Source organism: Streptomyces sp. NBC_00986, assembly GCF_045162565.1.
Classification (GTDB): domain Bacteria; phylum Actinomycetota; class Actinomycetes; order Streptomycetales; family Streptomycetaceae; genus Streptomyces.
Genome location: NZ_CP108733.1, coordinates 7,545,268 through 7,570,184, shown reverse-complemented (window position 1 = coordinate 7,570,184; position 24,917 = coordinate 7,545,268). Strand labels below are relative to the sequence as shown.

The window sequence follows — 24,917 nt, the reverse complement described above, 5'->3', positions numbered from 1 at the left end:
CGTGTCCGTGGACCAGGAGAAGGCCGGCCCCCGCCGCCAGGCCCGCGGCGAGCGCCGCATCGCCCAGCTGCTGGAGGCCGCCGCCTCCGTCTTCTGTACAACGGGCTACACCGCGTCCAGCACCAACGCCATCGCCCGCGAGGCCGGCGTCTCACCGGGCACGCTCTACCAGTTCTTCCCGAACAAGGAAGCGATCGCGATCGAGCTGGGCGACCGGCTGCTGCACGAGATGCGGGACATGTACGGCGAGGCGCTCGCCCCAGTCGACCCGGCGACCCCGCTGGAGGAGGCGGTCGGCGGGGTGGTCGACCGTTTCACCGCCTTCAACTGCCGACACCCGGTGTTCTTCGCCCTGATGCACGGCCCGGACATCCCCGGCCGGCTCGCCGAGGAGCACGACGCGCTGCACGCGAACCTGCTCGCCGGGATAGAGACGGTGATCGCGGCGTTCCTGCCCGGCGCCCCCGCCGCCGACGTCACCCGCACCGCCCGCATGTGCCTGGGCCTCTACAAGGCCGGCCTCGAACTCGTCCTCTCCCACGAGGGCGCCGAGCGCGAGGCCTACGTCCGGGAGTTGAAGAACGTCCTGATCCGCTATCTGGCACCGATGGTCGCGGCGGCACAGGGCACGGCGTGAAGGACAGCAGGGGGCGACCCTGAGGGGTAGCAGGGCACGACCTGAAGCGCGAACCCCGACCCCTCGCACCACGGCCCCGCCCCGCACCCCCAGCCTTACGCCGTAGAGGTCGCCGATCACCCGTACGCCGATGGCCATGGCCAGGACGGCCGTCCCGGACTGCGGCATGCGGCGTATCTACCATAAAGTGCCGGTAAATCTGCCCTGTAGGAGTACGAGGGGATTTGCCGTGACCTACTCTCCGCCGCCCGGTCCGCCCCGGGCCCGCATCCCCGGGCCGCAGCAGCCGCCGCCGACGTACCCCCAGATCCGCACCGGCCTGTGGAAGCACTGCCTGGGCGGCGGGCTGGCGCTGTGGGTGCTGACCGCGCTGGTCACGTACGCGACCAAGAACACCACCCTCCTGCCGACGCTGATCCTGCTCGGCAGCTTCCTGGTGCCGGTGACCTTCGTCCTGTGGGCGTACGAGCGGCACGGGCGGGACCTCGGCGTCAGCGTGATCCTGGGCTGCTTCCTTACCGGTGGCACGCTCGGGGTGCTGGGCGCCTCGGTAATGGAGTACTACCTGCTGCACCCCTCCTTGTGGATGTTCGTCGGCGTCGGCCTCATCGAGGAGGCCGTGAAGCTGGGGGCACTGATGTTCGTGCTGCGCCGACAGCCCCGGCTGCACGGGATGCGCGCAGGGCTGGTGCTGGGCGCGACGGTCGGCTTCGGGTTCGCGGCCCTGGAGAGCGCCGGTTACGCGTTCAACGCGGCCGTCTCCACCAAGGGCATCGACCTGCGGGCACTCCTGGAGACCGAGATCCTGCGCGGGGTCCTCGCCCCCTTCGGGCACGGCCTGTGGACGGCGATCGCGGGTGGCGTCCTGCTCACGTACCGGCAGTTGAACGGGCGCTTCCGTTTCACCGCCCCGGTCGTCGGCACGTATGTCGGCGTCTCCTTGCTGCACGCCCTGTGGGACTCGACGCACGGCATCGCCATCTGGCTGGTGGCCCGGCTGTCGAGCACGGGCCTGGACAAGCAGCTGTTCGCCCAGGGGTACATCCCGAGCCCGACCGACCAGCAGGAGCATCTGTTCACGCTGTTCTCAGTGGGCGGGATGGTGCTCGTGGCCCTGTACGGCATCACCTGGGTGCGGTCGCTGGCCCGGCGCGATCCCTCTTGGAGAAATACCCCCTAGGGGTATAACCTGGGGGCAGAGTGAGCCACCGTGGGCCACTCCCACCCCGCACGCCTCCACGAGGAGAACGACATGACCGCCCAGACCGACACCCAGGGTTCCGTCACCACCGTCTACAAGGTGAGCGGGATGAGCTGCGGACACTGCGAGGGCTCCGTCTCCGGCGAGATCTCCGGGTTGCCCGGCGTCACCTCGGTGAAGGCCGTCGCGTCGACCGGCGAGGTCACCGTCGTCTCCGCCGCCCCGCTCACCGACGAGGAGGTCCGCGCGGCCGTGGACGAGGCGGGCTTCGAGCTCGTCGGCCAGGCCTGAATCACCAGCGCCCCTAAGGGGCGCGGGGAACTGCGCGACCAGCCACGACGGCGCCGCAGACGACCGACGGCACATCGCGGCACTCCCAGTGGAACGCCCCCGCACGACACTTCCGTTTTTCGACCGGGCCGTGCCGACCAGCTGATACTGGCTCCGTGCGGTCCGGTCCGATGTCTGGAGTCCGGACATGACCAGCACCACCACGATCGGTACCACCGCCGAGACACCCATAGCCGCGGCCCCCGAATCCGCCGCGGCCGAGGTCGAGTTGCTCATCGGCGGGATGACCTGCGCCTCCTGCGCGGCCCGTGTCGAGAAGAAGCTCAACCGCATGGACGGCGTCAGCGCCACGGTCAACTACGCGACAGAGAAGGCCAAGGTCAGCTACCCGGCGGGTATCCAGATCGCCGATCTCATCGCGACCGTGGTGAAGACCGGGTACACCGCCGAGGAACCCGCGCCGCCGGAACCGGAGACCCAGGACACTCCCGAGGACGCCCCGGATCCCGAACTCGCCTCCCTGCGCGAGCGGTTGAGCGTCTCCGCGCTCCTCGCCGTGCCCGTCGTGCTGCTCTCGATGATCCCGGCCCTCCAGTTCGACAACTGGCAGTGGCTCGCGCTCACCCTCGCCGCGCCGGTCGTCGTCTGGGGCGGACTCCCGTTCCACAAGGCCGCGTTCACCAACGCGCGGCACGGCGCCGCGACCATGGACACCCTTGTCTCGGTCGGCACGCTGGCCGCGTTCGGCTGGTCGCTGTGGGCGCTGTTCTTCGGCGACGCGGGCATGGCCGGCATGCACGACGAGTTCCGGCTCACCGTCTCGCGTACGGACGGCGCCTCGACGATCTACCTCGAAGTGGCCGCCGGAGTCGTCGCGTTGATCCTGCTGGGCCGCTATCTGGAGGCCCGCTCCAAGCGCCGTGCGGGCGCGGCCCTGCGCGCGCTCATGCAACTGGGCGCCAAGGACGTCGCCGTACTGCGGGACGGTCGTGAAGTACGGCTGCCCGTGGCCGAGTTGGCGGTCGGCGACCGTTTCGTCGTACGTCCCGGGGAGAAGATCGCGACCGACGGCACCGTCGTCGAGGGCACCTCGGCGGTCGACGCGTCGATGCTGACCGGCGAGTCGGTACCGGTGGACGTGGCACCGGGTGACACGGTCACCGGCGCGACGGTGAACGCCGGCGGGCGACTCGTCGTAGAAGCGAGCCGTGTCGGGTCGGACACCCAACTCGCGCGGATGGCGCGGCTGGTGGAGGACGCGCAGAACGGCAAGGCGGAGGTGCAGCGGCTCGCGGACCGGATCTCCGGGATCTTCGTGCCGGTGGTGCTGCTGATCGCGGTCGGCACGTTCGGGGTGTGGCTCGGAGTCACCGGCGATGTGGCCGCCGCGTTCACCGCCGCCGTCGCCGTGCTGATCATCGCCTGCCCGTGCGCGCTGGGCCTGGCCACCCCGACCGCCCTCATGGTCGGCACCGGCCGCGGCGCCCAGCTCGGCATCCTGATCAAGGGCCCCGAGGTCCTGGAGTCCACCCGCCGCGTCGACACGGTCGTCCTCGACAAGACCGGCACGATCACCACCGGCCGCATGACCCTCCAGGAGGTCTACGTCGCCGAAGGCACCGACGAGCGGGAGCTGCTGCGGCTCGCGGGCGCCCTGGAGCACGCCTCCGAGCACCCGGTCGCGCGGGCCGTCGCGGCGGGCGCGGAGGAGCGGGTCGGACCGCTGCCGTCCGCCGAGCGCTTCGAGAACGTGCCCGGGCGCGGCGTCCGCGGCCGCGTGGAGGGCCGTGAGGTGGCCGTGGGGCGCCTCTACGACGATCTCCCGAAGGAGTTGGCCCGCGCCCGCTCCGAGGCCGAGAGCCGCGGACGTACGGCCGTGGTGGTCGGCTGGGACGGAACCGCGCGCGGAGTCGTCGCGGTCGCCGACGCGGTCAAGGAGACCAGCGCGGAGGCCGTACGGCGGCTGCGGGCCCTCGGACTCACCCCGGTACTGCTGACCGGCGACAACCGAGCGGTCGCGGAAGCCGTGGCCGCCGCCGTCGGGATCGACCCCGGGGACGTGATCGCCGAGGTGCTGCCCGAGGACAAGGTCGCTGTCGTACGACGGCTGCAGAGCGAGGGGCGGAGCGTCGCCATGGTCGGCGACGGCGTGAACGACGCCGCCGCGCTCGCCACCGCCGATCTCGGGCTCGCGATGGGCACCGGGACGGACGCGGCGATCGAGGCGAGCGATCTGACGCTGGTGCGCGGGGACCTGCGGGCGGCCGCGGACGCGATCCGGCTGTCCCGGCGGACCCTCAGCACCATCAAGGGCAATCTCGTGTGGGCTTTTGGATACAACGTGGCGGCGCTTCCGTTGGCCGCCGCGGGAATGCTGAATCCCATGATCGCCGGGGCCGCGATGGCCTTCTCGTCGGTGTTCGTGGTCTCCAACAGCCTGCGACTCCGGACATTTCGCTGAAGTTCCGCAAAGTTACCGGGAGTTACGGGAAGCTGAAGTAAGAGTCCCCCTAGAGACCGAGGACGGCCTCACATAAGCTCTTCACAAGGCTCGCGCATCATCCTTACGCTGGGGCCCCGACCACGACATCGGGGCTCTTGCGCACCTAACGGACATATGCAAGAGACGCAGATCACAGTGATGTGAACGTAACCATCGAAGGGGTTCGAAGGTCTAAGTTGACGATGTCAGCAAGCGTCTTGGGGGGCGCGAACTGGCATCTGAGGATGTCTTGGGGGACTTCCTCAGAGATGCGTTGCCGGGGCACGTGCAACGGGGAGCTTTGAGCGGCCCTCCCGACGTGCGATGTCCCGGCAGATCGCACACATCACTGGCTCCACCCAGTAGTACGAGGAGTTTTGCTCGTTCTACTCAACGAGGCTCAGCTTGATCGAGCCTCGGCAGTACGCAGTACAGCGATTCAGGCGCTGGTTCTCTAAGACGCCCGGCCGGATCCCGTGGGGGGAATCCGCACCGGGACATGGGAAGGCGCCCTGTACGCCGGCCCGTGGGGGGACCGTCGGCAGGGCGCCTTCTTCCCCTCTTTTTTCGAGCTCGGTTCGCCTCCGGGGCGCCAAAGCCTGTGTTGAGAGCGCGATCGTGCTCGACCCTTCGGGCCTCCGCGCGTTCGCGCTCTCAACACAGGCGCGCCCCTTCGGCTCACTCGCCGACGTGGGGCGAGGGGGTCGAAAGGGCGCGGTCTTGCTCTGGTCCGGAGCTTTGCCGTGGTGCAGTGATCCGGAGTTGTTGCTGTGCAGCAGCGCCGCGTTCCCTTCGGGACGCCGGGCACTGCTGCTTTTAGGGGCGCGGGGCTGTATCGATGTGCGGCTCCGCCGCGCGGGCGCGACCAGCCCCCACCGGGCCCGCGGTAAACGAACAACGGACCCAGCGGGGTTTTTGGCGTAGCGCTTCAGCGACCCTCGACCGGCACGAAGTCGCGCTCGACGACGCCCGTGTAGATCTGGCGCGGGCGGCCGATACGAGAACCCGGCTCCTTGATCATCTCGTGCCACTGGGCGATCCAGCCCGGGAGGCGGCCCAGGGCGAACAGGACCGTGAACATCTCGGTCGGGAAGCCCATGGCCCGGTAGATCAGGCCGGTGTAGAAGTCGACGTTCGGGTAGAGGTTGCGCGAGACGAAGTAGTCGTCCGACAGCGCGTGCTCCTCGAGCTTCAGCGCGATGTCCAGCAACTCGTCGGACTTGCCGAGGGCCGAGAGGACGTCGTGCGCCGCCGCCTTGATGATCTTCGCGCGCGGGTCGAAGGACTTGTACACCCGGTGGCCGAAGCCCATCAGGCGGACGCCGTCCTCCTTGTTCTTCACCTTGCGGATGAAGGAGTCGACATCGCCGCCGTTGGCCTGGATGCCTTCCAGCATCTCCAGGACCGACTGGTTGGCGCCGCCGTGCAGCGGGCCCCACAGCGCGTTGATGCCGGCCGAGATCGACGCGAACATGTTGGCCTGCGAGGAGCCGACGAGGCGGACCGTGGACGTGGAGCAGTTCTGCTCGTGGTCCGCGTGCAGGATCAGCAGCTTGTCGAGCGCGGAGACGACGACCGGGTCGAGGTCGTACTCCTGCGCCGGCACCGAGAAGGTCATGCGCAGGAAGTTCTCGACGTAGCCGAGGTCGTTGCGCGGGTAGACGAACGGGTGGCCGATCGACTTCTTGTACGCGTACGCCGCGATCGTCGGAAGCTTGGCGAGCAGCCGGATCGTGGAGAGGTTGCGCTGCTTCTCGTCGAACGGGTTGTGGCTGTCCTGGTAGAAGGTGGACAGCGCCGAGACGACCGACGACAGCATCGCCATCGGGTGGGCGTCGCGCGGGAAGCCCTTGTAGAAGTTCTTGACGTCCTCGTGCAGCAGGGTGTGCTGCGTGATGTCGTTCTTGAACACGGTGAGCTCGTCGACGGTCGGCAGCTCGCCGTTGATCAGCAGGTAGGCGACCTCCACGAACGTGGAGCGCTCGGCCAGCTGCTCGATCGGGTAGCCGCGGTACCGGAGGATGCCCTGCTCACCGTCGAGGTAGGTGATGGCGGATTTATAGGCGGCGGTGTTCCCATAGCCGCTGTCCAGCGTCACCAGACCGGTCTGGGCGCGGAGCTTCCCGATGTCGAAGCCCTTGTCGCCGACGGTGCTGTCGATCACCGGGTAGGTGTACTCGCCGTCGCCGTACCGCAGTACTACAGAGTTGTCGCTCACGTCATCCCTCACCGACGTTGTGCCTCTTCTTCGAGGTTGCCCTGACTGTCTCTACCATCCCCCATTTGGCGCAGGAGAGTGCACTCGGGGTCGACCATTGGGCCTATTGGCGGCACTGAGTGCCGCCAACCTGCTCATCCTGCCCCCTCCACCCCGGCATCTGGAAGTGCTGTGTGACCTTCCTGACTCATTTGATCGATCATTTTTTGTGATGAGTCCGGCGGCGAGCCCGAACACCTGCGCTCACGGGCCCGAGAGTCTGAAGTCCAGTGCCGTGCAGCGCCTGCCCGCCGACACCGTACGGACCGCCTGACCGATCGCCTTGCGCGAACCTACGAGGACGACCAGCTGTTTGGCCCGGGTCACGGCCGTATACAGCAGGTTCCGCTGGAGCATGGTCCACGCGCTCGTGGTTACCGGGATCACGACGGCCGGATATTCACTGCCTTGCGAACGGTGAATGGTCACCGCGTACGCGTGCGCCAACTCGTCCAGTTCATCGAATTCGTACGGAACCTCCTCGTCCTCGTCCGTCAGCACCGTGAGGCGCTGGTCCACCGGGTCGAGTGAGGTGACGACGCCTACCGTGCCGTTGAAGACGCCGTTCGCGCCCTTCTCGTAGTTGTTGCGGATCTGAGTGACCTTGTCGCCGACGCGGAAGACCCGGCCGCCGAACCGCTTCTCGGGGACGTCGGGGCGGCCGGGCGTGATCGCCTGTTGCAGCAGGCCGTTGAGGTTGCCCGCGCCCGCCGGTCCCCGGTGCATGGGCGCGAGCACCTGGATGTCCCGGCGCGGGTCCAGCCCGAACTTGGCCGGAATCCGCCGCGCCGCCACGTCCACGGTGAGCCGGCCCGTCTCCTCCGTGTCGTCCTCGACGAAGAGGAAGAAGTCCTTCATGCCGTCGGTGACGGGGTGTTGGCCGGAGTTGATCCGGTGCGCGTTCGTCACCACGCCCGACTGCTGGGCCTGGCGGAACACGCGCGTGAGGCGTACGGCGGGGATCGGGCCGCCGTCGGCCAGCAGGTCGCGCAGCACCTCGCCGGCGCCGACGCTGGGGAGTTGGTCCACGTCTCCGACGAAGAGGATGTGGGCCCCTGGGGGCACGGCCTTGACGAGCTTGTTGGCGAGGAGCAGGTCGAGCATGGAGGCCTCGTCGACCACGACCAGGTCGGCGTCCAGGGGGCGGTCCTTGTCGTACGCCGCGTCGCCGCCGGGCTTGAGTTCCAGTAGCCGGTGGACAGTTGAGGCCTCGGCGCCGGTGAGTTCGGCGAGGCGTTTCGCTGCGCGGCCGGTGGGGGCGGCGAGGACGACCTTGGCCTTCTTGGCGCGGGCCAGCTCGACGATCGAGCGCACGGTGAAGGATTTGCCGCAGCCTGGGCCGCCGGTGAGGACGGCCACTTTCTTGGTCAACGCGAGCTTGACGGCGGCCTCCTGCTCGGGGGCGAGTTCTACGCCGGTACGGGCCTTGAGCCAGGTCAGTGCCTTGTCCCAGGCCACGTCGTGGAAGCCGGGCATGCGGTCCGCGTCCGCGCGGAGCAGGCGGCGGAGCTGGGCGGCGAGGGAGAGTTCGGCGCGGTGGAAGGGGACGAGGTAGACGGCGGTGACGGGGTCGGGGCTGCCGTCGGGACCGGGGACCTTTTCGCGTACGACACCGGGGTCGCCCGACTCCTCGTCCGGCAGGGCGAGTTCGGCGAGGCACTCGATGACGAGGCCGGTGTCGACCTGGAGGAGTTTGACCGCGTCGGCGATGAGGCGCTCTTCGGGGAGATAGCAGTTGCCCTGGTCGGTGGCCTGCGAAAGGGCGTACTGGAGGCCCGCCTTGACGCGCTCCGGGCTGTCGTGCGGGATGCCGACGGACTGGGCGATCTTGTCGGCGGTGAGGAAACCGATGCCCCAGACGTCGGAGGCGAGACGGTACGGCTGGTTCTTCACTATCGAGATCGAGGCGTCGCCGTACTTCTTGTAGATGCGCACCGCGATCGACGTGGACACCTCGACGGTCTGGAGGAAGAGCATGACCTCCTTGATCGCCTTCTGCTCCTCCCAGGCCTCGGCGATCTTCTTCGTCCGCTTGGGGCCGAGCCCGGGAACCTCGATGAGGCGCTTGGGCTCGTCCTCGATGATCTGCAGGGTGTCCAGGCCGAAGTGCTGGGTGATGCGGTCGGCGAAGACGGGGCCGATGCCTTTGACGAGGCCTGAGCCGAGGTAGCGGCGGATGCCCTGGATGGTGGCGGGGAGGAGCGTTGTGTAGTTCTCCACGGTGAACTGCTTGCCGTACTGGGGGTGCGAGCCCCAACGGCCCTCCATGCGGAGGGATTCGCCGGCCTGGGCACCGAGGAGCGCGCCTACGACGGTGAGGAGATCGCCGCCGCCTCGTCCGGTGTCGACTCGGGCGACTGTGTAGCCGTTGTCCTCGTTGGCGTAGGTGATGCGCTCCAGGACGCCTTCCAGGACGGCGAGTTGGCGCTCGCCTGTGGGGTTACCTCGATTTGCCGCCTGGGTGGACATGGTTCGACGGTACCGGCCGGGTGTGACAGGGGGGTGGGGTCAGGGGTGGGAGTGGTGTTTCAGGGCTTCGACGAAGGTGGTGAAAGTGGGGGTGGGGAAGGTGAGGGTGGCTCTGGAGGGGGTTTTCGTGTCGCGGACCGCTACTTGGGTGGGGGTGTTCGCAATCTCCCAGCCGCTGTCCCGGAACGGCAGGCGGGGGAAGCTCGTGTGGTGCGAGCTCGCAGCGGCTTGAGGGGGCTTCGACGTTGAGTGACGTGCGGGGCGCCCAGCCTCAGGAGAGGTAACCCGCAGAAGTGTGACACTCCTGCGGAAAGTGTCACACTTCTGCGGGGAGGGTCCTCTCCGGCGGGGACGGGCCAAGGGCCGCACCGCTCACGTGGCCGTGTTCGGGCTGTGGTCGGGATGCCTGGCATCTCTGTGGGCATGGAGATCAAGGCGCCACGTTTGTTAGCGTGCGGGTCGAGGACACGCGAAGACACGGCCCGGTACGGGTTAGTCCGGGCAGCGCCGAAACGCGCCGAACACCTCACTTCGCCGGCGGCCTCCGTGTACGGGACTGCCAACGCCAGGTGTGACCTGTGTGTCCCTTTCTCTGTCGTTGCGCGAGGAAGGGACGGCCGGCATGCCGTATCCACACGTGATCGTCATCGGCGCGGGGCTGGGCGGGCTCTGTCTCGCACAGGGCCTGCGCCGGCGGGACATCGGATTCTCGGTGTACGAACGGGACGTCGACCTGGTGTCCCGTCAACAGGGCTATCGCATCCACATCGACACCCACGGGGACAGCTCCCTGGCCGACTCCCTGCCCCCGGAGCTGCACCGGCTGTTCCGGGCCACGGCCGGGGTGCCACTGCCGCGCACGCCCGTATTCGACAGCCGGCTGCGGCAGTTGGCCGTACTGGAGGGGGACGGAGGCACTCATCTCGCGGTCGACCGGCTGACGCTGCGTCGGATACTGCTGACGGGGCTGGAGGACGCCGTCACGTTCGGCAAAAGATTCACCCACTACCGCACCGGGGCGGACGGCCGGGTCGTGGCCTGCTTCGGCGACGGGACCGAGGCGAGCGGCGATGTGCTCGTCGCCGCGGACGGGGTCAACTCCCCTGTACGCCGTCAGCATCTGCCGCACGCACGGGTGGTGGACACGGGCCTGCGGCAGCTGTACGGGAAGGTGCCCCTCACGAAGACGACCAGGCCCCTCTTCCGGGAGGAGATGTTTGCCGTGTTCACGCCGGTCATCGGACCGGAAAGGCAGTTCGTCGGCATCGCCCCGGTCGAATTTCCCGAGCCGCCGAGACGGGCAGCCGGCCGTCTCGCGCCGATGGCGGCCCTGGACGACAGCGCGGACTACATGACGGTCTCCTTCGGTTCCCACCGGGATCATCTCCCGTACGACGACGCCCAGTTGCGGACAATGACCGGATCCGAACTGCAGCGGGCAACCCTCCGGCTGATCGAGGAATGGCACCCGCAGGTCCGCCGGATCATCGAACACTGGATTCCCGAAAGCGTCTTCCCCCTGACCTTGCGCACCAGCGTGCCCATCCCCGCATGGCACCCGAGCCGCGTCACGCTGCTCGGAGACGCTGTCCACGCGATGAGCCCGGCAGGCGGGATCGGCGCGAACACCGCCCTGCGCGACGCCGGCCTGCTCGCCGCCGCGCTGGGGAAGGCGGCCCATGGCCGGCCGGTCATCGACGCGCTCGCCGACTACGAATCCGTGATGACCGGATATGGATTCGACGCGGTGCGCACCTCGGCCGACAACGGACGGCGCATGCTCGGCCAGGACCCATTGCCGGGGTCCTGACAGCGTCCGGGCCCAGAGGGCCGTCACGGGCACGATGGCGTCGACGCTCGCGGGTTCTCTGTCGGCGCCGGCCGGCACGGACCACGGGTTCACGTCGGAGGTCGGCTGCACCGGCATCGCGTCCTACGACCTGACCAGCCCACCTGACCAGCCCCTACGGGAGGCCGATCACGTGAGCGACGTATGACCGGCAGCGGTCCTGCACGGGTGGAAACAGCCGCCGCACACCCGACGCTCCGATGAGCAGGGTTCATCACGATCGGGTCTCAGAGGTCGGCCGGGGGCTTGATTTACTCCCGTGTAATCGATTCCAATCCTCCGTGTAATCGATTCCACGAGGAGGTGGAACGGCGATGGCGAGCATCAAGGACGTCGCCGCCGAGGCCGGGGTTTCCGTGGCCACGGTGTCGCGGGTGCTGAACGACCATCCGTCGGTCAGTGACGACGCACGCACGCGTGTGCTGGCCGCCGTAGAGGCGCTGGGCTACCGCCCGAACGCCGTCGCCCGTTCGCTGCGCACCGATCAGACCCGCACCCTCGGCCTGGTCATCAGCGACGTGCTCAACCCGTACTTCACCGAACTGGCCCGCTCCGTCGAGGAGGAGGCCCGGGCGCTCGGGTACAGCGTCATCATCGGCAACGCCGACGAGCGGCCGGAGCTGCAGGACCACCACGTGCGGACGCTGCTGGACCGGCGTATCGACGGACTGCTCGTGTCCCCCGCCGACGGCGGCTCCCCCGGCATGCTGGACGCCGCCCGCGCCGGGACCCCGATGGTGTTCGTGGACCGGTGGATCCCGGGCCTGGACGTGCCCGTGGTGCGGGCCGACGGACGGGCCGCCATCCGGGATCTCGTCGCCCACCTGCACGGGCTCGGACATCGCCGGCTCGCCATCATCGGCGGCCCCGCTGCCACCACCACCGGCAGTGAGCGCGTCGCCGCCTTCCGGGACGCGCTGGCCGAGTACGGGATTCCGCTCCCCGACGTCTACATCGGGCAGGGCGACTTCCAGGCCGAGAGCGGGCGGCGGGTGACTGAAGGGTTCCTCGATCTGCCCGAGCCGCCCGAGGTCGTGTTCGCCGCCGACAACCTGATGGCCCTGGGTGCCCTGGACGCCGTACGCGCGCGTGGGCTGCGGGTTCCGGAGGATCTCGCGCTGGCCGCGTTCGACGACATCCGGTGGTTCGTGCACACCGATCCGCCGATCACCGCGATCGCCCAGCCGACCGGTGACCTGGGGCGGGCCGCCGTGCGTGCGCTCGTCGACCGGATCGAGGGGCGGGCGCCGCAGTCCGTCACCCTTCCCGCCCGGCTCGTCGTACGCCGGTCCTGCGGCGAGCCGGCTGCCGCGCGGTCCCCCGCCCTGCCGAACCCCGCCCAACCTCCTGCTCGGCCGGACCCCGCCCAACCCCCGGGGCCGCCCGACCTCACCTCATCACCTTCTCGGCCGGACCCCACCGAACCTCCCGGCCCACCCAACCCCGCCTCGCCCGCTCCCCGGTCGGACCCCGCGCACTCCCCCACGCGGCCCGACCTCGCCTCATCCCCTCCCGAGCCGAACCCCGACCACCCCCCAGTTCAACCTGTTCGAAGGAGCCAGTCGTGAGCAACCAGGACGAGTTGCTGCGCATCGAGGGCATCCGCAAGACCTTCCCCGGTGTCGTCGCGCTGGACGGCGTCGACTTCGATCTGCGTCGGGGTGAGGTCCATGTGCTGCTCGGTGAGAACGGTGCCGGCAAGAGCACCCTCATCAAGATGCTCTCCGGCGCCTACCGCCCCGACGGCGGCCGGATCGTGGTCGGTGGCGAGGAGGTGCGTATCCACAGCGCGCAGGACTCCGCGCACCTCGGGATCGCCACGATCTACCAGGAGTTCAACCTCGTTCCCGATCTGACGGTCGCCGAGAACATCTTTCTGGGGCGGCAGCCGCGTCGCCTCGGGATGATCGACCGGAAGCGGATGGAGGCCGATGCCGCCGTCCTGCTGGAGCGGGTGGGTGTGAACGTCTCGCCGCGCGCTCGGGTCCGTGAACTCGGTATCGCGCGGCTCCAGATGGTCGAGATCGCCAAGGCGCTCAGTCTCGACGCGCGCGTGCTGATCATGGACGAGCCGACCGCCGTGCTCACCTCGGAAGAGGTCGAGAAGCTGTTCGCGATTGTGCGCCAACTCCGCGCGGACGGGGTCGGGATGGTGTTCATCACCCATCACCTGGAGGAGATCGCCGCCATCGGTGACCGCGTCACCGTCATCCGGGACGGGAAGTCCGTCGGGCAGGTGCCTGCCTCCACGCCCGAGGACGAGCTCGTACGGCTCATGGTCGGGCGGTCGATCGAGCAGCAGTATCCGCGTGAACGGGCCGACGCCGGCGCCGCGTTGCTCTCCGTCGAGGGGCTCACCCGGGACGGGGTCTTCCACGACATCAGCTTCGAGGTGCGGGCCGGTGAGGTCGTCGGTATCGCCGGACTCGTCGGGGCCGGTCGTACCGAGGTCGTACGGGCTGTCTTCGGGGCCGACCCGTACGACCAGGGTGCCGTCACCGTCTCCGGTGGGCTCGTCCCCAGGCACGACGTCAACGCGGCCATGGCGGCCGGGATCGGGCTCGTCCCCGAGGACCGTAAGGGGCAGGGGCTTGTCCTGGACCAGTCCGTGGAGGAGAACCTCGGGCTCGTCACCATGCGGGCCGCCACCAAGGGCGGTCTTGTCGACCTCAAGGGGCAGCGGGTCGCCGCCGCGCGGATCGCGAAGCAACTGGGCGTACGGATGGCCGGACTCGGCCAGCAGGTGCGGACGTTGTCCGGCGGCAACCAGCAGAAGGTCGTCATCGGCAAGTGGCTGCTCGCCGACACCAAGGTGCTGATCCTCGACGAGCCGACGCGCGGCATCGACGTCGGCGCCAAGGTCGAGATCTATCAACTCATCAATGAACTCACCGCCGGTGGTGCCGCCGTGCTCATGATCTCCAGTGATCTGCCCGAAGTTCTCGGCATGAGCGACCGGGTGCTGGTCATGGCCCAGGGGCGCATCGCCGGCGAACTCTCCGCCGAACAGGCCACGCAGGACTCCGTGATGGCACTCGCCGTCAGCACACCCGGCACATCAACCGAAGCGACTACCGCTCAAGCAACTACCGCTGTGGAGGGCCACCGTGGCCACTGACACGCTCAAGAGCACGCCGGGCGCGAGTGGCGCCTCGGGGATCCGCCGACTGCTCCTGGACAACGGGGCGTTGACCGCGCTCATCGTCCTGGTCATCGCCATGTCGGCGCTGTCCGGCGACTTCCTGACCACCGACAACCTCCTCAACGTCGGTGTCCAGGCGGCCGTGACCGCCATCCTCGCCTTCGGCGTCACCTTCGTGATCGTCTCGGCGGGCATCGACCTGTCGGTCGGTTCGGTGGCGGCCCTGTCGGCCACCGTCCTCGCCTGGAGCGCCACGCAGCACGGCGTCCCGGTCTTCCTCGCCGTGATCCTCGCGATCGCCACGGGCATCGCGGCCGGTCTCATCAACGGTTTCCTCATCGCCTACGGCAAACTCCCGCCGTTCATCGCGACGTTGGCGATGTTGTCGGTGGCGCGCGGTCTGTCGCTGGTCATCTCGCAGGGTTCCCCGATCGCCTTCCCGGACTCGGTCTCGCACCTCGGTGACACGCTGGGCGGCTGGCTGCCGGTGCCGGTCCTGGTGATGATCGTGATGGGGCTCATCGCGGCCTTCGTCCTCGGCCGGACCTACATCGGCCGGTCCATGTACGCGATCGGCGGCAACGAAGAGGCCGCGCGCCTCTCGGGGTTGCGCGTCTCCAAGCAGAAGCTCGCGATCTACGCCCTGTCCGGTGTCTTCGCAGCCGCCGCGGGCATCGTCCTCGCCTCCAGGCTCTCCTCCGCGCAGCCGCAGGCGGCCGACGGTTACGAGCTGGACGCGATCGCGGCGGTCGTCATCGGCGGCGCCTCCCTCGCGGGCGGCACCGGCAAGGCGTCCGGCACGCTCATCGGCGCGCTGATCCTCGCGGTGCTGCGCAACGGCCTCAACCTCCTTTCCGTGTCGGCCTTCTGGCAGCAGGTCGTCATCGGTGTCGTGATCGCGCTGGCGGTCCTGCTCGACACCGTGCGCCGCAAGGCGGGCGCAACTCCCGCCTCCGGTACGGGCGGTGGCAACAAGGGCAAGCAGGCGACGACGTACGCGCTCGCGGCCGTCGTCACCGTGGCGATCGTCGGCGCTACCTCCTTCCTGCACAACGACTCCTCCACGTCGACGAAGCCCAAGCTCGGTCTGTCGCTCTCCACGCTCAACAACCCCTTCTACGTGCAGTTGAAGGCCGGTGCGCAGGCGGAGGCGAAGAAGCTGGGCCTGGACATGACGGTCACGGACGCGCAGAACGACGCCTCCCAGCAGGCCAACCAGCTGCAGAACTTCACCAGTTCGAGCTACGGCGCGATCATCGTCAACCCGGTGGACTCGGACGCGTCGAGCAACTCCGTGAAGGCCGCCGACAAGGCGAAGATCCCGGTGATCGCCGTCGACCGGGCCGTGAACAACGCGGCCGTGGACACCCTGGTCGCCTCCGACAACGTCGTCGGCGGTGAACTCGCCGCCAAGACCATCGGCGAGAAGCTCGGCGGCACCGGCAAGATCGTCATCCTCCAGGGCCAGGCGGGCACTTCGGCGGCGCGCGAGCGTGCCGAGGGCTTCGCCAAGGGGCTGAAGGCCTACCCCGGCATCCAGGTCGTCGCCCAGCAGCCGGCCGACTTCGACCGCACCAAGGGCCTCGACGTGATGTCGAACCTGCTCCAGGCGCACCCCGACGTCCAGGGCGTCATCGCCGCCAACGACGAGATGGCGCTCGGCGCGATCAAGGCGCTCGGCTCCAAGGCCGGCAAGTCGGTCTCGGTCGTCGGCTTCGACGGCACGCCGGACGGCCTGACCGCCGTCAAGCAGGGCACGCTGTACGCGTCCGTGGCACAACAGCCCAGCCAGCTCGGCAAGATTGCCGTGGACAACGCGCTGCGCGCGGCTCAGGGCAAGAAGGTGGAGACGACGGTGAAGGTGCCGGTCAAGGTCGTCACCAAGGAGAACGTGGCCGGGTTCACCGGCTGACAACCACCGCCCGACAACGACCGGATCAACACTCCAAGTCACCACTGTGGGGAGTCAATTGATGTACGACTACGACCTCCTGGTCGTGGGATCGGCCAACGCCGACCTCGTGATCGGCGTCGAGCGGCGGCCGGGCGCCGGCGAGACGGTCCTCGGTTCCGACCTCGCCGTCCACCCCGGCGGCAAGGGCGCCAACCAGGCGGTCGCCGCCGCCCGGCTGGGAGCCCGTACGGTCCTGCTGGCCCGAGTCGGCGACGACGCGCACGGCCGGCTGCTGCTCGACTCGCAGCGGGCCGCCGGTGTCGACACGGTGGGCGTCCTGGTCGGCGGGGCGCCGACCGGGGTCGCGCTGATCACGGTGGACCCGTCCGGCGACAACAGCATCGTGGTGTCGCCCGGCGCCAACGGAAAGCTGTTCCCCGTGGACGTCCAGGCCGCCGGGTGCCTCTTCCAGGCCGCCCGGGTGGTCTCCGTACAGCTGGAGATCCCGCTGGAGACGGTCGTGGAGGTCGTACGGAATCTCGCGGACGGCAGCCGCTTCGTGCTGAACCCGTCACCGCCCCGGCCGCTCCCGGCCGAAGTCCTGGCCGCCTGCGACCCGTTGATCGTCAACGAGCACGAGGCGAAGGTGATCCTCGGGGACGCGTGTGTGAGCGAGCGGCCCGAGGACTGGGCCCGGATCCTGCTCGCGAAGGGACCGCGTTCGGTGGTCGTGACGCTGGGCGCGGAGGGCGCGCTGGTCGCGTCCAAGGACGGGATCACCCGCGTACCGTCCGTGAAGGTGGACGCCGTGGACACGACGGGCGCGGGCGACGCGTTCACCGCGGCGCTGGCATGGAAGCTGGGTGCGGGCTTGTCGCTGGCCGAGGCGGCGGAGTACGCGGCCAGGGTCGGCGCGGTCGCGGTGACCCGTAAGGGTGCGCAGGACTCCTTCCCTACGGCGGACGAGGTCGCCGCACTGTGCAGTGCCGGCCCGGGGGACAACCCCCGGACCCCCGGCAGCGAAGACGAGTCGGGCAGCCTGTCCGGGACACCCGTGCGAGGCGAATCCCCGTGAAGAAGGCAGGGATTCTCAACCGTCATCTCTCCGGCGCGCTGGCCGAGTTGGGGCACGGGGACGGGGTGCTGGTGTGCGACGCCGGGATGCCGATCCCCAAGGGTCCCCGGGTGGTGGACCTGGCGTTCCGCGCCGGGGTGCCGTCGTTCGAGGAGGTGCTGGACGGGCTGCTGGCCGAGCTGGTGGTGGAGGGCGCGACGGCGGCGAGCGAGGTGCGCGGCGCCAACCGCGCGGCCACGGCCCTGCTCGACGCCCGCTTCCCCGACGGCCTGGACCTCGTCTCCCACGAGCGGCTCAAGGAGCTGTCGGCGGGTGCGCGGCTGATCGTACGGACGGGCGAGGCGCGGCCGTACGCGAATGTGCTGTTGCGGTGCGGGGTGTTCTTCTAGGGCTCGGGGAACACCAGGGGCACGCCGTAGCGGTGCTCGGCGGCGCGCAGGGCCGGGAGGAGTTTCGTGCGGAGGGCGCGGATCTCGGCGGTGTGGGCGGTGCGGAAGCCGGTGCGCAGGTGCAGGCGGGCGGGGGTGCGGGCGGCCTCGACGGGGCGCATGCAGGTGGCGTAGACGCGGCCCAATTCGGCTTCCACAGCCGGGAGTTCGGCCGCGGTGGCAGACTGTTCGCGGGCTTCGGCCGCCGCTATGAAGGCCTGCTCGTCGCGGGCCTCGACGCCGTGCGCGGACAGGCAGCCGGAGAGTCCGCGGCGGGCCCGGACCGTGGCGGGAGCGCCGTCCACCGGGCCGAGTTCGCCGAACCAGCGCTGCTCCACCGGCAGATAGAAGTCGCTCAGTACGGCCGCGGCCTTCGCCCCCTCGGCGCGGCAGCGGCGTACCTCCGCCGCGGTGCCGGAGCGGGCCGTGGACGGGGCGCTCACGGGGGCCGGGAGCTCCGCGCCGGCACTCAGCCCGTGTTGGGCGATGAAGTCCAGGTCGGGGAGGGCGAAGAAGCGGATGAACGCGAGGGGGATCTCCGCGGGCAGCGCGAATCCGCCCCGGCGGGCGCAGTCGGCGGTGGCCGCGCGGTCCACCTGCTGCCCGAACACGTACAGGCCCTGGGTCCAGCGGGTCTCGGCGCCGGTGGCCGGCAGGACCATGCGTACCGGGTCGGCCGGCAGGGTACGGCCGAGTCGGGCCGGGGTCACCGGAGCGGCCCGGGTGCCGGACGGCCGGCCGACGACGTCGGCGGCCTGGGCGGAACATGCGGTGACGAGCAGGGCGACGGCCACCGCGAGGGCCGTACGCACCGGGGCCGGGCGCCGGAGCATCCGGGGCACTCCTCTCCTCCCGCCGACCGGGGGCCGTCCGGTGTGGACGGCCCCCGGCGGACACGGGACCGGGGTCAGTGGACGACCTTGACGGTGTCGCCACCGTTCGCGGCACTGGCCACGGTGAACAGCGTGTTGTCGGCGACGTTGGTGCACAGCAGCTCGCTGTCGACGGCGTAACTGCCGTCGTAGAGCCAGATGTAGCCCGCGTCGCAGGTTTTCCAGGAGGTGGTGGACGTGTGGTAGAGACGGCCGGCGTAGCCGTCGTAGCCGTAGACCGTCTTGTCGTCGACGTAGACGAGGTTGAGGTCGCTGCAACTGCTGGTCGCCGACTTCCGCACCTGGGTGCCGACGCCCTCGCGCGGTCCGGTGGTCAGCGTGTTGGTCGCACACGCGGCCGGCGCGGCCGGTGCGGCGGACGCCGCGGGCGCGAGGACCACACAGGTGGCCGCGGCGGCGAGCGCGAGCGCGTCGGCCGCGATGGCGTTCTTCATGGGTTTCCCCCTTCGACGGTGGTCACCGGCGGGACTGGTCATCGCCCTGCCGGTGCTTCGCCGCACACGTTGACAGCGCGGGCCCGCCGCGCACGAGCACCTTCGACCTGGCTCGAAAGTCGCTGGCCGGGCGGCGGAGGCCGTTGCTCCACCGGTGCGTGCGGGGTCGGTGGGGCGGGCGGGACGAAGGGGACGGGTGGTGTTCGTCGCACGAGGGGGCCGGGTGACGCGAAAGCGACTGCGCGGGATACGGGACTACGGCTCGGCGGGCAGGGCGGGTGCCGCCGGGACCGGCCGGCGGAGCAGGGCCGCGCCGAGCGGGGTGAGGGTGTGCAGCACGGTGTTGCCGACGCGATGACTGGTGGTCAGGCCGGAGTCGCGCAGGACGGTGGTGTGGTGGGTCGCGGTGGCGGGCGAGACCCCCAGGCCGCGCGCCAGTTCCGAGGTGGTCGCGCCGGACGCGATGCCGCGCAGCGCCGCCGCCCGGGTCCGGCCCAGCAGTGCGGCGAGGGAGGCGTCGGCGGGCCGTACGGGGGCGGGCTGCCGCTTGTACCGCAGGGGGTAGATCAGCACGGGCCGTAGCTGCGGGTCGGCCATGGAGACCGGCGACTGCCAGCAGAAGTAGGTGGGGACCAGGCGCAGTCCGCGTCCGTCGAGATACAGGTCCCGGTCCTCTACGTAGTCGACGTGCAGCACCGGCGGGCACCAGCGCATCGCCGGGGAGAGGCCGGAGAGCAGTCCGCCGACGCCGGTGGCGAGGACCTCGTGGGCGCGCAGGGCGCGTTCGCCGGTGAGTTCCGCGTGGATGCGGTCGTGGTGGGGGGCGACGACGGCGTCGTAGTAGGCGCGCAGGACCTTGGCCAGTTCCTCCCGCGCCGGACGTTCCACCAGGCGTGCGGCCCAGGCGGGGGCGCCGCTCGAACCACGCAGCAGGCTCAGCTCCCGGGCGACCCGGTCGGGCGGGGTGTCGACGACCGCCGCGAGCCCGCGGTCCAGTCCGTCGGCGGACTCGGCGGGGGTGAGGAAGTCGGGCAGGTAGCGCGCCCTGGGCAGCAGCGGGACCAGCACGCGGCGTACGGCCGCGCCGAGCGGGGTGCCGACGAGGGTGGTCCGGGCTCCCTGGTGCCAGTCGGCGTACGCCCAGCGGCCCTGGGTGGTCTGCAGCCGGTGCAGGGTGCAGACGAGCTCCCAGAGCGGGTCGGGGCCGCTCGCGAGGTGGAGGCGCGTCAGGTCCTGGGGAGTGAAGTGGATCCGCAGCACAGGATGGAGCGTGGGCGACGACCGTCACGGGGGCAACCTACGGATTCAGCCGCTCCGTTGCGTCACAACGAACGCACACCCCGCACACAGATGCCGGACAAATTCGAGGGGGCCCGGTCCGTCGACCGTGCCCCCTCGGGTTTTCCCCTCCACATCAGAACCCCCGCGATCCCCCCAGATCCCCCTCCAAGAGTCCTGATGCCAAGTACGACCCACGGACTACGGGGAGGGTTGTACGACATCTTGAGAATTCTTCAAGACGGGTTCCGGGTGCCGACGAATCCGGGCGGACGTAGCGTTTCAGACATGAGCGAAGACTCGGCTACGACCTTCCAGGGCGCCGTCCTCGACGAGCTGGGCGGCGACAAGGTCCAGGAGATCGCGGGGCTGCTGGGCACCGACGAGGCGGGCGCTCGGGAGGTCGTCGGGACGACAGTCTCGGCGCTGTCCGGCGAGGCGGCGGCCGTGGACACCTCGGCTGTCGAGACGCCCCAGGAGGCTCCGCTCCAGGGCGTGGCCACGCTGGGCGGTTTCGCGGCCGGCGGGCTCATGGCCGGGGTGCTGGCGAAGGCGGCCAGGCCGGTGGCGAACGCGGTGGCCAAGAAGACGGGGCTGCCGCCGGCGACCGTCGTGCGGGTCGTCGAGATGCTGATCCCGGCCGTGCTCGCGGTGCTCACGAAGCGGGCGGCGAAGAAGAAGTAACCCGTGCGGTGCGGGTGTTGGGCGGTCGGTACGGCATACTCCTGACCTCCTGCCCCACCCCGGATCGAACGGGGTGGGGCAGGGCTCAGGGGTGTGTCAGGGATGCGGCCGTCGTCAGCGGACGGTGACCGAGACCGCCTTGGACACGGCGGCGCCGTCCTTGACGCGCAGGACCTGGACGCCCTTCTTCTGGAACTTGTCGGTCAGCTTGTAGGTGCTGTGGTTGACCTTGGCGGTCACCGGCAGGGACTTCCAGGTCGCGCCGCTCTTGACCTGGAGCGTCACCTTGCTGCCCTCCTTGAGACCGGTGGACTTGCCGGTGAAGGTGACCACGTCGCCGAGCTTCACGGTGCTGTGGTTGGCCTTGAGGGTGATGCTCGCCGGGGCGGGCGCGGCGACGGCGGAGGTGGCGCCGACGGCGACAAGTGCCGCGGAGACCACGGAGACGGCGGCGATACGCACGTTCACAGATAACTCCTTGTTTTGTTTCTCGAATTACTTCTCTTATGCACCTCTCAGGCTTCTCTCATACAAGAGAAAGCCCGGAAGACCGCGCTTCCGGGCTTTCTCCCGGCCCCGCGGCGAGCACGATCCTACAGACATGACCTGGGGAGATACGGTTCCGGAAAGCTCCGAAAAACCTAAATCGACAGGCTGGTCACAGGAATAGCGCGCACCGCACGGACCCTGATCTGCATTTATAAAAACGAGCTGTGTGAAGGTGACTCTCACATTCCGAGCACGCACCGGACCCGCTACCGGATCACGTGTTCCACGAACCGTGCCGCCGTCTCCGCCAGCACCTCGCGCCCGTCCCGCGCCCACAGCCCGTCGTTGAACAGTTCGACCTCGATGGACCCGGTGTACCCGGCCGCCTCGACGTACGACAGCCACTCCCGCATGTCGATCGCGCCGTCACCGATCTGCCCGCGGCCGTTGAGCACGCCCTCGGGCAACGGGGTGGTCCAGTCGGCGAGCTGGAAGGTGTGGATACGGCCGCCCGCACCCGCCCGGGCGATCTGCTCAGGCGCCCGGTCGTCCCACCAGATGTGGTACGTGTCCACCGTGACGCCGACCTGCTGGGCGGGGAAGCGCTCGGCGAGGTCGAGGGCCTGCGTGAGCGTGGAGACCACGCAGCGGTCGGAGGCGAACATCGGGTGCAGCGGCTCGATGGCCAGCCGTACGCCCCGCTCCTCGGCGTAGGGCCCCAACTCCCCCAGCGCGTCGGCGATCCGCTCCCGCGCGCCGTGCAGGTCCTTCGAGCCGACGGGGAGACCTCCGGACACCAGCACGAGGGTGTCTGTGCCCAGAGTTGCCGCCTCGTCCACCGCCCGGCGGTTGTCGTCGAGGGCTCGGGCGCGCTCGTCCGGGTCGATCGCGGTGAAGAAGCCGCCCCTGCACAACGTTGTCACCGTGAGCCCCGCGTCGCGGACCAGCTTCGCGGTCTCCTCCAGGCCGTACGACTGGACGGGCTCGCGCCAGAGGCCGACGCCGGGGACGTCCAACTCCAGGCAGGCGTCGACCAGTTCGGGCATCGACAGCTGCTTGACCGTCATCTGGTTGATGGAGAAGCGGGCGAGGTCGGGGTTGCTCACTGGGTCACTCCGTACAGGGCGAGCAGGTTCTTCATCCGTTCCTCGGCGAGCTTCGGGTCGGGGAACAGGCCCAGGCCGTCGGCGAGTTCGTAGGCGCGGGCGAAGTGCGGGAGGGAGCGGGCCGATTGGAGGCCGCCGACCATCGTGAAGTGTGATTGGTGGCCGGCCAGCCAGGCCAGGAACACCACGCCCGTCTTGTAGAAGCGGGTCGGCTTCTGGAACAGGTGGCGGGACAACTCGACGGTGGGGTCGAGGAGTTCACGGAACCCGGCCGTGTTCCCGGTGTCCAGGACGCGGACCGCCTCCGCCGCCAGCGGGCCGAGCGGGTCGAAGATGCCGAGCAGGGCGTGGCTGAAGCCCTGGTCGTCGCCCGCGATCAGCTCGGGGTAGTTGAAGTCGTCGCCGGTGTAGCAGCGCACGCCCTGCGGCAGTCGGCGCCGGATGTCGATCTCCCGCTGAGCCTCCAGGAGCGACACCTTGATGCCGTCCACCTTGTCGGGGTGGGCCGCGATGACTTCGAGGAACGTGTCGGTGGCCGCGTCGAGATCCGACGAGCCCCAGTAGCCCTCCAGCGCCGGGTCGAACATCGGGCCCAGCCAGTGCAGGACGACGGGCTCGGTGGCCTGGCGGAGCAGGTGGCCGTAGACCTCCAGGTGGTCCTCGGGGCCCTTGGCCACGGCCGCGAGCGCGCGGGACGCCATCAAGATGGCCTGCGCGCCCGATGCCTCGACGAGCGCCAACTGCTCCTCGTACGCGGCCTGCACGTCGGCCAGGGACGCCGGGCCGGTGAGCTGGTCGGTGCCGACGCCACACGCGATACGGCCGCCAACTGCCTTGGCCTCGGCGGCACTTCGGCGGATCAGCTCGGCCGCGCCCGCCCAGTCCAGGCCCATGCCGCGCTGGGCGGTGTCCATCGCCTCGGCGACACCGAGGCCGTGGGACCAGAGGTGACGACGGAAGGCGAGGGTGGCGTCCCAGTCGACGGCGGCGGCCGAGTCCGGGCTCGTGTCGGCGAAGGGATCGGCGACGACGTGCGCCGCCGAGAACACCGTACGAGAGGTGAAGGGGGTGCCGGAGGTGACGGCGAGGGGTTCCTGTCGGGGCTCGTACGCCCTCAAGGCCCCGCTGCTGTCCGGGAGTTGGATGGTCACAGGGTGATCTCCGGAACGTCGAAGCGGCGGCCCTCGGCGGACGACTTCAGGCCCAGCTCGGCGAGCTGGACACCGCGGGCGCCGGCCAGGAGGTCCCAGTGGTAGGGGGCGTCGGCGTAGACGTGGCGGAGGAACAGCTCCCACTGGGCCTTGAAGCCGTTGTCGAAGTCGGTGTTGTCGGGGACTTCCTGCCACTGGTCGCGGAAGACCTCGGTGGCGGGCAGGTCCGGGTTCCAGACCGGCTTGGGGGTGGAACTGCGGTGCTGGGCACGGCAGTTGCGCAGACCGGCGACGGCCGACCCCTCGGTCCCGTCCACCTGGAACTCGACGAGTTCGTCGCGGTTGACGCGGACGGCCCAGGAGGAGTTGATCTGGGCGATGGCGCCGCTGTCGAGCTCGAAGATGCCGTAGGCGGCGTCGTCGGCGGTGGCGTCGTAGGGCTTGCCGTTCTCGTCCCAGCGCTGCGGGATGTGGGTGGTGGCGATGGCCTGCACGGACTTCACGCGGCCGAACAGCTCGTGGAGGACGTACTCCCAGTGCGGGAACATGTCGACGACGATGCCGCCGCCGTCCTCCGAGCGGTAGTTCCACGACGGGCGCTGGGCGGTCTGCCAGTCGCCCTCGAAGACCCAGTAGCCGAACTCGCCCCGGATGGACAGGATCCGGCCGAAGAAGCCGCCGTCGATGAGCCGCTTGAGCTTCAGCAGGCCCGGGAGGAACAGCTTGTCCTGGACGACGCCGTGCTTGATGCCGGCGGCGTCGGCGAGGCGGGCCAGTTCGAGGGCGCCGTCGAAGTCGGTGGCCGTCGGCTTCTCGGTGTAGATGTGCTTGCCCGCAGCGATCGCCTTCTTGAGCGCCTCCTCGCGGGCCGAGGTGACCTGGGCGTCGAAGTAGATCTCGACGGTCGGGTCGGCGAGGACCGCGTCGACGTCCGTGGAGACGTTCTCGGGGTCCAGCCCGTGCTGCTCGGCAAGCGCCTTCAGCGCGTGCTCGCGGCGGCCGACGAGGATCGGTTCCGGCCACAGGACCGTACCGTCGCCGAGGTCTAGACCACCCTGCTCGCGCAGTGCGAGGATCGAGCGGACGAGGTGCTGTCGGTAGCCCATGCGCCCGGTCACGCCGTTCATGGCGATACGCACCGTCTTGCGTGTCACGTG

Annotated in this window: 21 protein-coding genes and 1 pseudogene; 12 read left to right on the top strand and 10 right to left on the bottom strand. The window is 69.7% G+C overall.

Annotated elements, in window-relative coordinates; genetic code table 11:
• The first annotated feature begins 1 nt into the window (after nucleotide 1).
• The 4 genes from OG504_RS33865 (at nucleotide 2) to OG504_RS33850 (ending at nucleotide 4,590) form a co-directional block, all read left to right on the top strand.
• A complete protein-coding gene (locus tag OG504_RS33865) occupies nucleotides 2–637 on the top strand; it encodes a TetR family transcriptional regulator (RefSeq protein WP_405993198.1) in 636 nt (211 codons plus the stop codon).
• Between the two features lie 229 nt (nucleotides 638–866).
• Nucleotides 867–1,817: a PrsW family intramembrane metalloprotease gene (locus tag OG504_RS33860; RefSeq protein WP_405993197.1), complete on the top strand. Its 951-nt coding sequence runs from the start codon at nucleotides 867–869 to the stop codon at nucleotides 1,815–1,817.
• A 72-nt stretch (nucleotides 1,818–1,889) separates the two neighbouring features.
• On the top strand, nucleotides 1,890–2,129 hold the full coding sequence (locus tag OG504_RS33855) for a heavy-metal-associated domain-containing protein (RefSeq protein WP_405993196.1): 240 nt from the start codon (nucleotides 1,890–1,892) through the stop codon (nucleotides 2,127–2,129).
• Nucleotides 2,130–2,316: 187 nt separating this feature from the next.
• The gene (locus OG504_RS33850; protein ID WP_405993195.1) at nucleotides 2,317–4,590 is read left to right on the top strand and encodes a heavy metal translocating P-type ATPase; all 2,274 of its coding nucleotides are present in this window, start codon (nucleotides 2,317–2,319) and stop codon (nucleotides 4,588–4,590) included.
• 949 nt (nucleotides 4,591–5,539) lie between these two features.
• Here the strand turns inward: OG504_RS33850 and OG504_RS33845 are convergent.
• The 3 genes from OG504_RS33845 to OG504_RS33835 form a co-directional block, all read right to left on the bottom strand.
• A complete protein-coding gene (locus tag OG504_RS33845) occupies nucleotides 5,540–6,829 on the bottom strand; it encodes a citrate synthase (protein WP_033287238.1) in 1,290 nt (429 codons plus the stop codon).
• A gap of 243 nt (nucleotides 6,830–7,072) precedes the next feature.
• Entirely contained in the window at nucleotides 7,073–9,337 is a 2,265-nt protein-coding gene (locus tag OG504_RS33840) for an ATP-dependent RecD-like DNA helicase (protein ID WP_405993194.1), read from the bottom strand.
• Between the two features lie 39 nt (nucleotides 9,338–9,376).
• A complete protein-coding gene (locus tag OG504_RS33835; RefSeq protein WP_405996502.1) occupies nucleotides 9,377–9,529 on the bottom strand; it encodes a DUF397 domain-containing protein in 153 nt (50 codons plus the stop codon).
• Between the two features lie 388 nt (nucleotides 9,530–9,917).
• On the opposite strand from OG504_RS33835, the gene OG504_RS33830 reads away from it, so the two are divergent.
• The 7 genes and pseudogenes from OG504_RS33830 to rbsD all read left to right on the top strand — a co-directional run bounded on the left by OG504_RS33830 (nucleotide 9,918) and on the right by rbsD (nucleotide 17,686).
• On the top strand, nucleotides 9,918–11,147 hold the full coding sequence (locus OG504_RS33830) for an FAD-dependent oxidoreductase (RefSeq protein WP_405993193.1): 1,230 nt from the start codon (nucleotides 9,918–9,920) through the stop codon (nucleotides 11,145–11,147).
• A 34-nt stretch (nucleotides 11,148–11,181) separates the two neighbouring features.
• The gene (locus OG504_RS33825) at nucleotides 11,182–11,334 is read left to right on the top strand and encodes a hypothetical protein (protein ID WP_405993192.1); all 153 of its coding nucleotides are present in this window, start codon (nucleotides 11,182–11,184) and stop codon (nucleotides 11,332–11,334) included.
• 166 nt (nucleotides 11,335–11,500) lie between these two features.
• A pseudogene (locus tag OG504_RS33820) lies at nucleotides 11,501–12,556 on the top strand (LacI family DNA-binding transcriptional regulator); the annotation flags it as partial.
• Nucleotides 12,557–12,750: 194 nt separating this feature from the next.
• Nucleotides 12,751–14,304 (top strand): sugar ABC transporter ATP-binding protein, encoded by a 1,554-nt coding sequence (locus OG504_RS33815; protein WP_405993191.1) that lies wholly within the window; start codon nucleotides 12,751–12,753, stop codon nucleotides 14,302–14,304.
• The gene (locus tag OG504_RS33810) at nucleotides 14,294–16,240 is read left to right on the top strand and encodes a substrate-binding domain-containing protein (protein WP_405993190.1); all 1,947 of its coding nucleotides are present in this window, start codon (nucleotides 14,294–14,296) and stop codon (nucleotides 16,238–16,240) included. The genes OG504_RS33815 and OG504_RS33810 overlap by 11 nt, the downstream gene beginning before the upstream one ends.
• Before the next feature lie 61 nt (nucleotides 16,241–16,301).
• Nucleotides 16,302–17,297 carry a ribokinase gene (locus tag OG504_RS33805; protein WP_405993189.1) on the top strand — a complete coding sequence of 332 codons (996 nt, stop codon included), beginning with the start codon at nucleotides 16,302–16,304 and terminating at the stop codon, nucleotides 17,295–17,297.
• Nucleotides 17,294–17,686 (top strand): D-ribose pyranase, encoded by a 393-nt coding sequence (gene rbsD, locus OG504_RS33800; RefSeq protein ID WP_019056528.1) that lies wholly within the window; start codon nucleotides 17,294–17,296, stop codon nucleotides 17,684–17,686. The genes OG504_RS33805 and rbsD overlap by 4 nt, the downstream gene beginning before the upstream one ends.
• Here rbsD and OG504_RS33795 read toward each other — a convergent pair.
• The 3 genes from OG504_RS33795 to OG504_RS33785 all read right to left on the bottom strand — a co-directional run bounded on the left by OG504_RS33795 (nucleotide 17,683) and on the right by OG504_RS33785 (nucleotide 20,312).
• On the bottom strand, nucleotides 17,683–18,558 hold the full coding sequence (locus OG504_RS33795) for a hypothetical protein (RefSeq protein ID WP_405993188.1): 876 nt from the start codon (nucleotides 18,556–18,558) through the stop codon (nucleotides 17,683–17,685). The two genes, rbsD and OG504_RS33795, sit on opposite strands and share 4 nt — an antisense overlap.
• Before the next feature lie 74 nt (nucleotides 18,559–18,632).
• Nucleotides 18,633–19,052 (bottom strand): hypothetical protein, encoded by a 420-nt coding sequence (locus OG504_RS33790; protein WP_405993187.1) that lies wholly within the window; start codon nucleotides 19,050–19,052, stop codon nucleotides 18,633–18,635.
• A 255-nt stretch (nucleotides 19,053–19,307) separates the two neighbouring features.
• Complete coding sequence (locus tag OG504_RS33785; RefSeq protein WP_405993186.1) at nucleotides 19,308–20,312, bottom strand: DUF5937 family protein; 1,005 nt, start codon at nucleotides 20,310–20,312, stop codon at nucleotides 19,308–19,310.
• A 306-nt stretch (nucleotides 20,313–20,618) separates the two neighbouring features.
• On the opposite strand from OG504_RS33785, the gene OG504_RS33780 reads away from it, so the two are divergent.
• Nucleotides 20,619–21,014 (top strand): DUF937 domain-containing protein, encoded by a 396-nt coding sequence (locus OG504_RS33780; RefSeq protein WP_405993185.1) that lies wholly within the window; start codon nucleotides 20,619–20,621, stop codon nucleotides 21,012–21,014.
• Between the two features lie 114 nt (nucleotides 21,015–21,128).
• Here the strand turns inward: OG504_RS33780 and OG504_RS33775 are convergent, their stop codons facing one another.
• The 4 genes from OG504_RS33775 to OG504_RS33760 all read right to left on the bottom strand — a co-directional run bounded on the left by OG504_RS33775 (nucleotide 21,129) and on the right by OG504_RS33760 (nucleotide 24,914).
• Nucleotides 21,129–21,482 (bottom strand): hypothetical protein, encoded by a 354-nt coding sequence (locus OG504_RS33775; RefSeq protein WP_405993184.1) that lies wholly within the window; start codon nucleotides 21,480–21,482, stop codon nucleotides 21,129–21,131.
• A 287-nt stretch (nucleotides 21,483–21,769) separates the two neighbouring features.
• The gene (locus tag OG504_RS33770) at nucleotides 21,770–22,570 is read right to left on the bottom strand and encodes a sugar phosphate isomerase/epimerase family protein (protein ID WP_405996501.1); all 801 of its coding nucleotides are present in this window, start codon (nucleotides 22,568–22,570) and stop codon (nucleotides 21,770–21,772) included.
• Between the two features lie 35 nt (nucleotides 22,571–22,605).
• On the bottom strand, nucleotides 22,606–23,760 hold the full coding sequence (locus tag OG504_RS33765; protein WP_405993183.1) for a dihydrodipicolinate synthase family protein: 1,155 nt from the start codon (nucleotides 23,758–23,760) through the stop codon (nucleotides 22,606–22,608).
• A complete protein-coding gene (locus OG504_RS33760; RefSeq protein WP_405993182.1) occupies nucleotides 23,757–24,914 on the bottom strand; it encodes a Gfo/Idh/MocA family protein in 1,158 nt (385 codons plus the stop codon). The genes OG504_RS33765 and OG504_RS33760 overlap by 4 nt, the downstream gene beginning before the upstream one ends.
• Nucleotides 24,915–24,917 lie beyond the last annotated feature (3 nt).

What these genes read in the sequence shown, in the direction of transcription:
- OG504_RS33780 (WP_405993185.1), top strand. Translation starts at nt 20,619, where the DNA reads ATGAGCGAAGACTCGGCTACGACCTTCCAGGGCGCCGTCCTCGACGAG.
- OG504_RS33855 (WP_405993196.1), top strand. Translation starts at nt 1,890, where the DNA reads ATGACCGCCCAGACCGACACCCAGGGTTCCGTCACCACCGTCTACAAG.
- OG504_RS33795 (WP_405993188.1), bottom strand. Translation starts at nt 18,558, where the DNA reads ATGCTCCGGCGCCCGGCCCCGGTGCGTACGGCCCTCGCGGTGGCCGTC.
- OG504_RS33770 (WP_405996501.1), bottom strand. Translation starts at nt 22,570, where the DNA reads ATGACGGTCAAGCAGCTGTCGATGCCCGAACTGGTCGACGCCTGCCTG.
- OG504_RS33850 (WP_405993195.1), top strand. Translation starts at nt 2,317, where the DNA reads ATGACCAGCACCACCACGATCGGTACCACCGCCGAGACACCCATAGCC.
- OG504_RS33840 (WP_405993194.1), bottom strand. Translation starts at nt 9,337, where the DNA reads ATGTCCACCCAGGCGGCAAATCGAGGTAACCCCACAGGCGAGCGCCAA.
- OG504_RS33790 (WP_405993187.1), bottom strand. Translation starts at nt 19,052, where the DNA reads ATGAAGAACGCCATCGCGGCCGACGCGCTCGCGCTCGCCGCCGCGGCC.
- OG504_RS33825 (WP_405993192.1), top strand. Translation starts at nt 11,182, where the DNA reads ATGGCGTCGACGCTCGCGGGTTCTCTGTCGGCGCCGGCCGGCACGGAC.
- OG504_RS33805 (WP_405993189.1), top strand. Translation starts at nt 16,302, where the DNA reads ATGTACGACTACGACCTCCTGGTCGTGGGATCGGCCAACGCCGACCTC.